The sequence below is a fragment of the Lysinibacillus sp. YS11 genome (genome assembly GCF_002896375.1).
Lineage (GTDB): Bacteria > Bacillota > Bacilli > Bacillales_A > Planococcaceae > Lysinibacillus > Lysinibacillus capsici.
The window spans coordinates 812,425-826,056 of the sequence record NZ_CP026007.1; the positions used below are offsets into that span (position 1 = coordinate 812,425).

7 protein-coding genes and 2 pseudogenes are annotated in these 13,632 nt (G+C 36.4%); 7 read left to right on the plus strand and 2 right to left on the minus strand.

What is annotated here, in order from left to right; translation table 11 throughout:
- The first annotated feature begins 48 nt into the window (after positions 1-48).
- From LBYS11_RS03730 to LBYS11_RS03750, 5 genes and pseudogenes are all read left to right on the plus strand, one after another.
- Positions 49-1,626: a peptide chain release factor 3 gene (locus tag LBYS11_RS03730; protein ID WP_048392002.1), complete on the plus strand. Its 1,578-nt coding sequence runs from the start codon at positions 49-51 to the stop codon at positions 1,624-1,626.
- Between the two features lie 195 nt (positions 1,627-1,821).
- Entirely contained in the window at positions 1,822-4,875 is a 3,054-nt protein-coding gene (locus LBYS11_RS03735; protein ID WP_103117507.1) for an efflux RND transporter permease subunit, read from the plus strand.
- A 19-nt stretch (positions 4,876-4,894) separates the two neighbouring features.
- Positions 4,895-5,980: an SDR family oxidoreductase gene (locus tag LBYS11_RS03740; protein ID WP_103117508.1), complete on the plus strand. Its 1,086-nt coding sequence runs from the start codon at positions 4,895-4,897 to the stop codon at positions 5,978-5,980.
- Positions 5,981-6,305: 325 nt separating this feature from the next.
- Positions 6,306-7,061, plus strand: coding sequence for a TerC family protein (locus LBYS11_RS03745; protein WP_054549805.1), 756 nt, complete (start codon positions 6,306-6,308; stop codon positions 7,059-7,061).
- A gap of 111 nt (positions 7,062-7,172) precedes the next feature.
- Positions 7,173-8,527: pseudogene (locus LBYS11_RS03750) on the plus strand (TrkH family potassium uptake protein).
- A 341-nt stretch (positions 8,528-8,868) separates the two neighbouring features.
- Here the strand turns inward: LBYS11_RS03750 and LBYS11_RS03755 are convergent.
- Positions 8,869-10,607: pseudogene (locus tag LBYS11_RS03755) on the minus strand (B12-binding domain-containing radical SAM protein).
- Between the two features lie 260 nt (positions 10,608-10,867).
- Here LBYS11_RS03755 and LBYS11_RS03760 point away from each other — a divergent pair.
- Positions 10,868-12,286, plus strand: a complete 1,419-nt coding sequence (locus LBYS11_RS03760; RefSeq protein ID WP_231595608.1) for a PAS domain-containing sensor histidine kinase — start codon at positions 10,868-10,870, stop codon at positions 12,284-12,286.
- A 122-nt stretch (positions 12,287-12,408) separates the two neighbouring features.
- Positions 12,409-12,855: a MarR family winged helix-turn-helix transcriptional regulator gene (locus LBYS11_RS03765; RefSeq protein WP_004224579.1), complete on the plus strand. Its 447-nt coding sequence runs from the start codon at positions 12,409-12,411 to the stop codon at positions 12,853-12,855.
- A gap of 84 nt (positions 12,856-12,939) precedes the next feature.
- Here LBYS11_RS03765 and LBYS11_RS03770 read toward each other — a convergent pair whose 3' ends face one another.
- Positions 12,940-13,632, minus strand: a complete 693-nt coding sequence (locus tag LBYS11_RS03770) for a hypothetical protein (protein ID WP_048391996.1) — start codon at positions 13,630-13,632, stop codon at positions 12,940-12,942.

Consider the following 13,632-nt stretch of genomic DNA (forward strand, 5'->3'; position numbering starts at 1 on the left):
CAAGTCTTCTTTTATTATTATTAAGTATGAAAAAAGGAGAATGACGAGATGAATTCAAATTTAGAACAAGATATACTATCGCGTCGTACTTTTGCCATTATCAGTCACCCTGATGCTGGGAAAACGACGATTACAGAAAAGCTTTTACTTTTTGGTGGTGCTATTCGTGATGCAGGTACAGTAAAAGGTAAAAAAACAGGTAAATTTGCAACATCGGACTGGATGGAGATCGAAAAACAACGTGGGATTTCGGTTACTTCATCTGTCATGCAATTCGATTATAACGGCTCTCGTGTGAATATCTTGGATACCCCTGGTCACCAAGATTTCTCGGAAGACACATATCGTACATTGATGGCTGTAGATAGTGCTGTCATGGTAGTGGATGCTGCCAAAGGGATCGAGGCACAGACTTTAAAGCTATTTAAGGTTTGTAAAATGCGTGGTATTCCTATTTTTACATTTATTAATAAGTTAGACCGTCAAGGGAAAGAGCCGCTTGAATTGATCGAAGAGCTTGAAGAGGTATTAGGTATCAATGCATATCCTATGAACTGGCCAATCGGTATGGGTAAAGAGTTCCTTGGTATTTATGATCGTTACAATAAACGCATTGAGCAATTCCGTACAGATGAAGCGGAACGTTTCTTACCAATTGACGACAATGGGGAGCTTGCTGTGGAGCATCCAATGAAGGTGACTTCTTATTATTCACAAGCAATGGACGATATTTTACTTTTAGATGAAGCGGGGAATGCGTATTCTGAGGAAAAAATTCGTCGTGGGGAATTAACACCTGTATTCTTTGGTTCAGCATTAACGAACTTTGGTGTTCAAACTTTCCTGGAAACCTATTTACAATTCGCACCGACGCCACAGCCAAGAATTACTGAAGATGAGCAGTTTATTGATCCTGTGGAGCATGATGAGTTTTCAGGTTTTATTTTCAAGATTCAGGCCAATATGAATCCAGCACACCGTGATCGTATTGCCTTTGTACGTATTGTTTCTGGTAAATTTGAACGTGGAATGAATATGACGTTATCTCGTACAGGGAAGTCATTTAAAGTCACACAATCTACACAGTTCCTTGCAGACGATCGTGAGACAGTAGATGAAGCAGTTGCTGGTGATATTATTGGTTTATACGATACAGGAACATACCAAATTGGAGACACTGTTGTAGGTGGCAAGAAAACATTCCAATTTGAAAAATTACCACAGTTTACACCAGAATTATTCGTCCGTGTAACGGCGAAGAACGTTATGAAATCAAAGCAATTCCATAAAGGGATTTTACAATTAGTGCAAGAGGGTGCTATTCAATACTATAAAACGCTGCATACAGAGGAAGTTATACTTGGAGCAGTTGGTCAATTACAATTTGAAGTATTTGAACATCGTATGAAAAATGAATACAATGTGGAAGTAAAAATGGAGCCAATTGGTTCGAAAATCGCACGCTGGATTGAAAATGAAGAGGATGTCAAAGAATCAATGTCATCAGGTCGATCAATGCTTGTAAAAGACCGTTTTGACAATCTTGTTTTCCTATTTGAAAATGAGTTCGCTATGCGTTGGTTTGCAGATAAAAACGAAAACATTAAACTTTATAGCCTTTTATAATTATAAAACACGAATCGACAATTTTGCGATTCGTGTTTTTTTGCAAGGAAAAATGACACTGTTTGTAGAATATATACATTATTAGGAAATATAAGTTTCCTTAGAGATAGTATCTCAATAACAGGAGCTTATTTATAAAATAATCTCCTTTTCGGCTATCATAGAAAGGAAGAGGTAGAAAAGGAGTTTGTTTATATGAATATTAGTCATTTTTCTATTAAAAGACCTGTCTTTACGATTGTTACTATGCTTTTTGTCATCATACTAGGCGGTGTATCTTTATTAAAAATACCGATTACGTTAATTCCAGAGTTAAATCCTCCTATTGGAGTGGTTGTCACCTCTTATCCTGGGGCAAGCCCGACGGAGGTAAATGAAAAGATAACGAAGCCATTAGAGGCTACACTTGCCACCTTACCTGGTATCAAAAAAATCCAGTCAACCTCACAGGAAGGCTCCAATTTAATTGTGCTTGAGTTCAACTGGTCCACAAATATGGATGTTGTCCAACTTGATATTTTACAGCGAATTGATATGACCCCATTGCCTAATGATGCTGGCAAGCCTAGTTTCCTAAAATTTGATCCGTCTCAATTTCCTATTATTCAGCTGTCTTTACGTGCGGAAAATAATCAAGTAGATGTACGTGTATTAGCAGAGCACTTAGAGAAGGAACTGCTACGGACAGAGGGTGTTGCCAGTGTGAATGTTTCTGGCAAATTGATTGATGAAATCCAAATAGTATTGGATGAAGCAAAGCTAGTTGAAAAAGGCTTGACTCAGACAGATGTGATGCAAATAGTTCAAGCGAATAATGTGTCTCTTCCTGGTGAGCCTGTTTCAACAGATGATGGCAAAATGCTAACAACACGTATAGTTAGCACATTATCTTCTCCGGAAAGCATTGCCAATTTAATTGTTTCGGTGGACCCTTTAACGGGCAAATCATTAACCATTGGTGATCTTGCAACCGTTGAGAGGACAGAACAACAATCTATTACCACAACACGAGCAAATGAGCATCCAGCAGTTCTTATGTCTGTATTACAGGAATCTGGTGCAAATACGGCAGAGGTTTCTAAGGATTTCCAGAAGGCCTTAGAGACATTACTAAAGAAAGATCAGTATAAAGGTATCACAGCAGATATTTTAATTGATCAAGGTAATTATGTGGATTTAGCGATTAGTAATATTGGCTCTTCCTTACTCTTAGGTGGATTATTTGCGATGTTCATCCTATTTGTTTTTTTACGTAGTGTAAAGAGTCCGATCATCATTGGTATTGCGATTCCTTACTCCGTTATTGTCACATTTGTTTTGATGTTTTTTGCGGATTTTTCCCTCAATATTATGACATTAGGTGCTCTGGCACTTGGAATTGGTATGCTTGTGGATAATGCCATAGTCGTTATTGAGAATATAGAAAGACATCTAGAACTAGAAAAAGACCCGATAACTGCAGCAAAGGAAGGAACAAAGGAAGTAGCCCTTGCCATTACAGCTTCCACTTTGACCACAATAGCAGTATTCATTCCTGTTATGTTCATCGAAGGATTGATTGGTCAAATATTTACAGAGTTTGCCTTAACAATCTCATTCAGCTTAATTGCATCTTTAGTAGTTGCGCTTACAGTCGTTCCGATGCTAGCAAGTCGACTTTTAAAAATGAAAAACAATAATTTTTATGTACAACGCAGTAAATCACGTTTTTATAGGCATTACAAGGCGTCAATTGTATGGGTACTAAAGCATCGAATGCTTATACTGCTTTTTACAGTGGTTTGCTTTAGTCTTTCTTTGTTTGGACTGACTAGAATAGGTACTGAATTTTTACCGCCTACAGATGAGGGGTTTACCTCTATAAGTGTCAATCTTGAAAAAGGTGTCGCTGTATCAGAAACAGAAAAGATTGTTAAGCAAATTGAGGAACGTTTAAAGCAGGAAAAGGATGTAGATGTGTATGTTAGTTTAATTGGCGGTACACAACAATCCCAAGCACGTGGACAAACTAGCGCCAACCAAGCTGAGATATATGTAAAGCTTGTTCCATTAGCAGAAAGGCAACGTTCCATTTTTAAATTTGTAGAAGAGCTAGAACAAGATATACAGGGAGAGCTTGAAGAGCAAGCTGAAATTACATTTAATGTATCGACAGCTACAGGATCGTCACCACACACCTTAACATTCCGTTTAACAGATTCCGATGAACAGAGGCTACAGCAAACTGTTAAGAAAGTGCAGCAGGAACTACTAGCGATTCAGCAAGTGACAAATGTCTCTACGGATTTAGATAATACTGTTCAAGAGATTCAAATTGAGGTTAATCGTGAAAAAGCAAAAGACTATGGTTTTGCTCCAGCACAAATCGCTCAAACTGTAAATCAAATGACAAAAGGTCAATTAACGTCCCAATTGATTACTGATGACGGCGCAGTATTACCCGTTTATACAGGTTTTGGGCAGTCATTTAATACGAGTATAGATGCTTTAAAAGTCATGCAGCTGCGTTCGCCAGCAGGATTATTCGTAAAGTTAGAGGAAGTGGCTACCGTTTCTATACAAGAGGGGCCGGTATCCATTCGTCGTTCTGATCAAGCAGCAGCAGTGGCCTTTTTTGTAGATTATGAAACAAAGGAATCTTTGGGAGGAATCTCTGCAAAAGTAGATAAAGCATTAGAACAAGTTAATTTACCATCTACTACTCAAGTTGTGTTCAGTGGGGACAGAGAGCTCTATGATAGTGCAATTGATGATATGTTACTAGCTGTGATGCTAGCCATCGTGCTTGTATATATTGTGATGGCAGCTCAATTTGAGTCATTTAAATATCCGTTTGTTATCATGTTTACTGTTCCATTAATGATCATTGGTGTGGCGATAGCTATGTTCCTAACAAATACTTTAATTGGTGTAACCTCAGTTATCGGTATCCTAGTACTAGTAGGAATAGTCGTAAATAACGGTATTGTGCTGGTAGATTATATTAATCAGCAAAAGGCAATGGGCATGCCAGCTTATGAGGCAATTTTACTTGCTACCCAAGATCGGCTTCGTCCAATTTTAATGACAGCCTTAACAACTATTTTAGGGCTTTTACCACTCGCACTGGGCATTGGAGAAGGGACCGAGATGAATCAGCCAATGGGGATTGCTGTTATCGGAGGGCTTGTGACCTCAACTTTACTGACGCTGTATATTGTACCGATCATTTACAGTTTAATGGATAAAGATACAAGAAAGATGCACTAGGTTCAAGGGGGAATGGGAGATGAAGGTTCATTTTTTTACAGGTTTTCCTGGTTTCATTTCGAGTCAACTAATTCGAGCATTATTTCAAAAGAAACAAGCACAACAAGTAATTACCATTGTATTGGCTGGTGAAACCATAAAGGCACATAAAGAAAAAAACAAAATATTAGAGGATTTTCCTGACTGTTCGATTCGAATTGTGGAAGGCGATATTACACTACCAAACCTTGGATTAGAAAATCAAATCATCAAAGAAATTGTACCGCAAATTGAAGTGCTTTGGCATTTAGCTGCTATCTATGATTTAGCTGTACCACGTGATATTGCCTGGAAGGTAAATGTTCATGGTACAACAATGGTTAATGATTTTGTTAGCACCTTACCAAATTTACAGCGCTATATGTATTTCAGCACTGCCTATGTGGCTGGTACACGTGAGGGCGTACTGCGTGAAAATGAATTAATTCGACCAACAGCATTTAAAAACCACTATGAGGAAACAAAATATGAGGCTGAGCACAGAGTAGAAGATTTAAAATCGGAAATACCATTGACAATAATTAGACCTGGAATTGTTCGTGGTCATTCCCAAACTGGTGAAACCATTAAATTTGATGGTCCTTATTTCTTCTTAAACTTAGTTGAACGTTTAAAAGGTTTACCTTTTATTCCGTACATTGGTCAAACTTCATCGACAATTAATGTAGTGCCAGTTGATTATATTATAAATGCTTCTACTTTTCTGGTTAGTGAACAGAGTGCAGAAGGGAAGACACTTCATTTAACTGATCCTAATCCTCACCCTGTACAGGAGGTATACCGTACAATGGTGAAACTAGTTACAAATTCTTATCCAAAAGGACGTTTACCATTTACATTGGCTAAGCTTTCATTGCAGATTCCATTTATTCGAAAAAAATTAGGTGTCGAACAAGAAACATTAGATTATTTAACATGGAATGCTTCATTTGATACGACTGAAGCATATCATATCTTACAAAAAGGTGGTATTACATGTCCTGATTTTATACAGACGATGCCAAAAATGATTGAGTTTTATTTAGCACATAAGGAAGAGAAGAGCTATCAAATTCAGATTAAGTAACGAAAAAAACATATAGATATTTTTGTCAGTTGTAAATGATAGTGCTATAATATTTGAAAGAAGATACCTTCGACAATTTGTCAAAGGGGAGTAGCTAACAGGTAATTAACTTTCCCTGGTTTCACATTCGTCAAGACATGGTACAACCATCGGGTGTGATAGTGAATGGCTCTATACGTATGACGTGTAGATTGAAGTACCATAAATAGAAAGGGTACGAATTTACTTAGCGAGACCTTTGCCTGAATTAGGGCAGGGGTTTTTTTCTTTTATACTTGAATGACAGGGTCATTGAGGGTATAGAGAGCTTAGAGGAGGCACTAGAATGGAAGCGATTTTACTACAATATGGCTGGGTGTTAATTGTCCTTGTTGTATTAGAGGGATTACTAGCAGCTGATAACGCGGTAGTAATGGCTGTTATGGTGAAGCATTTACCACAAGAGCAGCAAAAAAAGGCGTTATTTTATGGACTATTTGGAGCATTGATATTCCGATTCTCCGCATTATTTGTTATTACAGTTTTAGTAAATTATTGGCAAATACAAGCGGTCGGTGCAGCTTATCTATTATTTATGTCTGCGAAAAATATATATGATTTACGAAAACATAAAGATGAAGAAGAAGCAGCAACCGAAAATGGTGGAAAAAAGGGTTCTGGTTTCTGGTTAACAGTACTAAAAGTAGAGGCTGCCGATATAGCATTTGCTATTGATTCGATGCTAGCAGCCGTTGCAATTGCTGTAACTTTGCCACACTTAGGTGAATTTGATATTGGTGGCATCAATGGCGGTCAGTTCATTGTGATGCTCCTTGGCGGATTTATTGGTGTCATTATGATGCGGTTTGCGGCCCAATGGTTTGTAAAAATATTAAATGATTACCCTTCACTTGAAACAGCGGCATTTCTAATCGTTGGCTGGGTAGGTGTGAAGTTAGTTGTCTTAACATTGGCACATGAGAAGGTGGGAATATTGCCTAAAGAATTTCCACATTCCACGGCATGGGAGTTAACATTCTGGATTGTCCTAGTAGGTATTGCTTTTGTCGGCTATTTAGTCGGTGTAAGAAAGAAAAAATAAGTAGATGAACGTTGGAGGAATAGTTATCACTATTCCTCTTTCTTTTTTTATGTATTTTTTCTATACTATAATCTATCTAGTTGGGCATCATATGTGGGAGGAGTTGTTAAAGTGCCTTGGAAAAAATCATCAAATAAACTAGTCACACCATTTCAGGTACTTGTTTCTTATTATTTTATAGCAATAGCGATTTCCTTCCTGTTATTACGGCTTCCAGGCGTTCATCAAGAAGGTGTAAAAGTCTCTTTTTAGATAGCTTGTTTACAGCAGTAAGTGCAGTAAGTGTTACTGGGTTAACAACCATTAATATTTCGGAAACCTATACTACCTTTGGGCTTGTAATGATTCTTGTTATTTTACAGTTAGGCGCCATTGGTATTATGTCACTTGGTACCTTTGTGTGGCTGCTTGTTGGGAAAAAAATAGGCATGCGTGAGCGTCAGTTAATAATGATTGATCATAACCAGTACAGTGTCTCTGGTGTTGTTAAATTAATCCGCGAAATTTTAAAAATTTTATTTGGTATTGAATTAACGGGTACCATTATTTTAACGCTACATTTTACCAATTATTTTGATACGTTAGAAGAAGCCTTTTTACATGGAATTTTTGCCTCTATTTCTGCTACGACAAATGGAGGATTCGATATAACGGGAATGAGCTTACTCCCATTCCATGATGATTATTTTGTACAGATGGTTACCATGGTACTGATTGTATTAGGTGCTATCGGATTTCCGGTATTAATTGAATTGAAGACTTTTTTGCTTAATCGACGCGAGAATTTCCGTTTTAGTTTATTTACTAAAATCACTACTTCAACATACGCTATTTTATTTATAGTTGGTGCGCTTGTCATTTTACTCCTTGAATCATTCCATTCTTTTAAGGAAATGTCTTGGCATGAGGCATTATTTTCAGCAATGTTCCATTCTGTATCAACGAGATCAGCTGGATTGACTACTTACGATGTCACGACTTTTAGTGAAGCTACAGATATATTCATGAGCTTCCTGATGTTCATTGGCTCTTCCCCAAGCTCAGTTGGTGGAGGTATTCGTACCACAACTTTTGCCTTGGCCATTTTATTCTTAATTACTTTTGCTAGAGGAAGAGAGGATATCCAAGTATTTGGACGAGAAATTCATTTGATTGATGTCTTCCGATCATTTGTTGTAATTTTATTAGCCTTTTTCATGGTATTAGTTGCAACCCTTATCTTGCTTATAACAGAGCCACAAGCATCTCTTATTCAAATTATTTTTGAAATTACTTCAGCGTTCGGTACATGTGGTATGTCGTTAGGCATAACATCTGATTTATCAGTGGTTGGTAAAATCATTATCATTATTTTAATGTTTATTGGCCGAGTTGGATTAATATCATTCCTTTATACTCTTGGGGGTGGCGGAAGAGGAAAGAAATCAGGCTTCCACTATCCGAAGGAACGAGTAATTATTGGTTAAATTTTTAAAGTATGTGAGGCATTAAGTAAGGAGTAATTCCTTCGTAAACTTCATATAAAAGTAAAAATTATTATCTTGTCATAAAATATTCAAAAAATTTAAACTTTTATTTCCTGATTAGATAGATTGTTTTTTGGGCATTTTTTACAAAGTTTTATCAATCTTTGTTTAAGGAATTTGACCTATATTGGTAAGGCTGGCTATGAGTACTTAACTAACCGAACAATGAAGCGCAGAAGGAATAAATTTAGCAGTCTTTATTGTTACTATGAGGATTTAAGAATCGTTTAAGTAATAAAAAAAGCTAGTCCTGATAGTTATGACAGGACTAGCGTTTCTTATTAGTTAGAGTAGATTGTTGCAAAGTAAGGTGCTTGACCATGTCGGAAATAGGTTAACAGATAGCCATTTTTTTGTACAATTTTGCCATTTGCAAACTCTTGGTAATCAAGAGCATGAGGGATAATCAAGGTATGCTTAAACAACTCTTTTTCAGTTAACTTAAAGTTAGCAAATTCCTCGCCTGCGATAGCTGGATCTTCTCGTAAAGCGTGATAAAGGGCTTTTTGTTGCTCTTCTGTAGGACGCTCATTCCACCATAGCTTCCGTGGTTGGAACTGCTGAGCCATTAAGTAATCAAGCTGCATTAAACTCTGGACAATGTTTAAATTCACATCATCAATCGTTTCTAAAAACATTAATAAACGACGGAATAAATCCTCTAGCTGATGGCCAATACGAGACCAACCTTTTGTTTCCCAATATGTTCCGAAGTTTTGGAAGAAATCAAATGGTGTATCAAAGACCTCTGTAACCAAGTATTCAATCGTATGATCCATACGGTGATCATTCCAATACTTTTCAAGAACATCCTCTGCATGCTTAATACGGACGATATCATCAAATGTTAGAACATTATTTGAAAAGATTTCGTAAGGAGATAGATCCACATAGGTATAGCCAAACTTCTCGGCTTCTAATCGAAGTCCTGTGCCGCGTAAAAGTTTCAAAAATCCAAGCTGTAATTCCTCTGGCCGCATTGCAAAGACATCATTAAATGTTTGACGAAAACTAGCGTAATCTTCCTCTGGTAAACCAGCAATTAAATCTAAATGTTGATCTATTTTTCCGCCATCTTTCACCATAGTAACTGTTCGCTTTAGTTTTTCAAAGTTTTGACGACGTTTTACAAGAGTATTTGTTAAATCGTTCGTAGATTGAACACCTATTTCGAATCTGAACAAACCTTTTGGTGCATTATCATTTAAGAATTGAATGACTTCAGGGCGCATTATATCAGCCGTGATTTCAAACTGGAATACAACACCAGGTTTGTGTTCATCAATTAAAAATTGGAACATTTCCATTGCGTAGCTACGACTGATATTGAAGGTGCGATCCACAAATTTAATTGTTCGAGCTCCGTTATCCATTAAGAAACGAATATCCTCTTTTATTTTTTCACGGTTAAAGTATCGGACGCCAACTTCAATAGAAGATAAACAAAATTGGCAGCTAAATGGGCAGCCTCGGCTTGTTTCGATATATTGAATTCGCTTACCTAGATAGGGAAGATCCTCCTCAAAACGAAAAGGACTTGGTAATTCGCGCAAATCAATTTTAGGTGGCATAGCGTGAATCTTGACTTTCTCATCCTCTAAATAACAAATACCAGGAACATCTTCTAACAATATTTCACCGTGGAAATAGCGCAGTAATTGTTTAAATGAAGTTTCTCCTTCACCCATCACAATGAAGTCTACCTCAGGTATTCGACGTAACCAATGGTGACAATCATAAGAAACCTCAGGTCCCCCGAGCAGAATTTTAACATTTGGACAGACAGTTTTTAACATCTTGATAACGTGAATTGTTTCTTCGATGTTCCAGATATAGCAACTAAATCCAACGATATCAGGTTTTTTTGGAATAAATCTGATACAATATTAAAAGCAGGGTCTTTAATAGTATACTCTGCTATAATTGGATTAAACTCCGGTAAAGCTGCGCCTTTTAAATAGCGCAATGCTAAATTTGTGTGAATATACTTTGCATTCAAAGTAGTTAAAATAGTATTCATGCAATAATCTTCCTTTCAACATCCTATTGTATCAGTCAAGTATCTGACATACAATATAATTCTTTTTACCTATTTATTTTGTGAACGGTTCGTGAAATAATTTAAAATACTTAAATTTACTAAATTTTGTAATAATAGAATCGTGCTGTCATAAAGTATAGTAAAGGCTCAAAATTCGATTTTAGAGGTTTTTTACTCTTTTGAAAGGTTCGGTGAGAAAGTTGAAGCAAAATGATATTAATCAATGTTTTGGAAATCTTATGAAAAGTACTTCGTCACCAACACTTATACTCAATAAAGCAGGGAAAATTTTAAACGTCAATGAGGCTGCTATCAATCTTTTCAATCTTAATTTAACCTATATTGGCTATTTAGCTATGGACGAGCCATCTAATTTTAAATGGACTAAGTTCGTCAAACAGTTACAAAATGATTTACGTTCAGAGGAAATTTTCAATATTCGCACAGTTGGAAATGACTACGAAATGTTATCTTTCAAATGCTTTTATGATCCTAATACAGAGGAAATTGTTGCGCAAATTTCAACATTAAATGATGATGTTGCCCATAAATTATATGTTAGCCAAGCACATGAGAGAGCGCAATCTTTTAATGCCTACGATTACTTACCTTATGCTGTTATTGTTAGTGACGCTAGTGGTATTATTCTTGGGCTAAATAAATATGCGGAAATGTTTCTGAAAGTTGAAAATTCGCAGCTTCTTCATAAAGCGCATCAGCATATATTTGATTCGTTTACATTGAAAAAAGGGCAAATTACAACCTACCTTTCTAAGTTAATGGGTGAAAAACATGCAAGCATTCATGTAGTCGATGAAACACAAGTAAGCAGAACTTGCTATTATGAAATTTCAAGTATTTTTGATGAATACAATAATATTATTGTCACTGTGATTAATGATGAAACAGAGAAAAAGCAACTTCAACATAAAGTTGAGCATCAGCAAGCATTAAACGTTGTGGGACAGATGGCAGCGAGTATTGCACATGAAATTCGTAACCCATTAACTTCTTTAAAGGGTTTTACTGAATTACTAAAATTAAATGCTGATGATGAATCACGCATGTATCTCTCTGTTATTGACAGTGAGCTTCAACGGATGGAACAAATCTTATCCGAATTATTAGTATTGTCTAAGCCAACAACGATGAAAGTGGAATTATTAGAACTGGATCATATTGTAAAGCAAGTCATTGAGTTTATGCTACCAGATGCACTCATGAAAAATATTATGATTCAGTATATTTCAACCTCTAATCAAGTCTATATTGGCGGCAACGAGAATCGACTAAAGCAAGTGCTGATGAATTTAATTAAAAATGCAATGGAATCCATGAATAATGGTGGTACGATTACCGTCGAAATGGCAACAAATGACTGTGCGATTGTCGAACTTATGATAAAAGATGAAGGTGTTGGCATGGACAGCACGACACTTCAAAACCTATTCCAGCCTTTTTACACGACAAAATCAACAGGGACAGGACTGGGCCTTGCTTTCGTGAAAAAGGTGATTGAAGAACATGAAGGAGTAATTGGCGTTAGTAGTGAACTACAGAAGGGGACATGCTTCCATCTGCAGTTTCCAATTTACACATTCAATCAGATGGATACAATGGAAGTATCCACAAAAGATTCTGCTTATTTAGTAACATAAAGAAAGTAAAAATGGTTGCATAATGGACAACAAAACCTTCTAAATCATATATTGCTTTTGACAATGCTTTTCTAATGTCGCTATAATGTCATGTATAAAGAGCGAAGTGAGAGGAAAAGAATATGCCGTCAGAAGATCTAAAACAATCTTTAAAACTATATATTGTATTATCACGTGCACTAAAAGCAATTAATGAAACAACACATCAATTATTTCAGGATAATGGTTTAAACCCAACTGAATTTGCTGTTCTAGAACTTCTCTATCATAAAGGAAGACAGCCATTACAGCAAATTGGCAATAAAATTTTGTTAGCCAGTGGGTCTATTACGTATGTCATTGATAAGCTAGAGAAGAGAGGTTACTTATTACGAGTATCTTGTCCTGCTGATCGTCGTGTTACGTATGCAGAAATCACCCCTGAAGGTGAAGCTTTTATGGGAGAGCTGTTCCCAAAACACGAACAGCATTTGCATGAATTAATGAGTGTACTATCCCCAGAAGAAAAAGAACAAGCTATTACGTTATTGAAGAAAATTGGCCTTTCTATCAAAGACCTATCTTATTAAAAAAGTTGTCTCATTGATTTGAGACAACTTTTTTGTGATCAAATAGAAGGACGATAGACTATGTCTATCGTCCTTAGCATTTTATTATTTTTTAGATATAGTTGCTGCCATATTAAGCATAGCATCTGTTAAATCTTGTTCATCATTATCATGAATAGTTAATTTTGTAATGAGACCATCTTTCTCAAGGACAACCCCAATTACTTTCTCAGTGTCGAAGTCCACAACATAACCCTCGATATTTTGAACATCTTTAAATGCTGCTAATTCCTCAGCAGTTAGAGCTACTGTTTCACCCACTGCGTTCATATAATCTTGCATAGTTGTTTTTACTTCTTCAAAGCTCGATTGTGAAGCTTCAATTGTTTCAATACGCATAAACACTTCGTCATCATCATTGGACACTAACATGTCTTTACCAGGCTCTTCTTGTGTCAGTGTAAAACCAGGAAGCTGTTGTAGTTTATAGCTTTGATCAACACTTGCTGATTCAGTTGCCTTTTCAGTTTTATCTACACCATTTTGGACGTATTTTACATCTTGTTGAGGCTGTTTAGAAGCATCCTCTGTATTTGTATCATTTGATGCAGGTGTATCTTCTTCTTCCTCATTTGATTCACCTGCTGTATCATCTCCAGATGGTTTTTGATCGGCAGCAGTATTTGATGGCTCATTTTGTTGAGCATCTGAATCCCCTGTTTTATCAGATGTATTACAACCTACAACTAATACGGCTGTTAGTAATAATGCAAGAATTGAAACTAATTTTTTTTGCAT

Coding starts and splice junctions, on each gene's coding strand:
- LBYS11_RS03730 (WP_048392002.1), top strand. CDS start 49: ATGAATTCAAATTTAGAACAAGATATACTATCGCGTCGTACTTTTGCC.
- LBYS11_RS03735 (WP_103117507.1), top strand. CDS start 1,822: ATGAATATTAGTCATTTTTCTATTAAAAGACCTGTCTTTACGATTGTT.
- LBYS11_RS03740 (WP_103117508.1), top strand. CDS start 4,895: ATGAAGGTTCATTTTTTTACAGGTTTTCCTGGTTTCATTTCGAGTCAA.
- LBYS11_RS03745 (WP_054549805.1), top strand. CDS start 6,306: ATGGAAGCGATTTTACTACAATATGGCTGGGTGTTAATTGTCCTTGTT.
- LBYS11_RS03760 (WP_231595608.1), top strand. CDS start 10,868: ATGAAAAGTACTTCGTCACCAACACTTATACTCAATAAAGCAGGGAAA.
- LBYS11_RS03765 (WP_004224579.1), top strand. CDS start 12,409: ATGCCGTCAGAAGATCTAAAACAATCTTTAAAACTATATATTGTATTA.
- LBYS11_RS03770 (WP_048391996.1), bottom strand. CDS start 13,632: ATGCAAAAAAAATTAGTTTCAATTCTTGCATTATTACTAACAGCCGTA.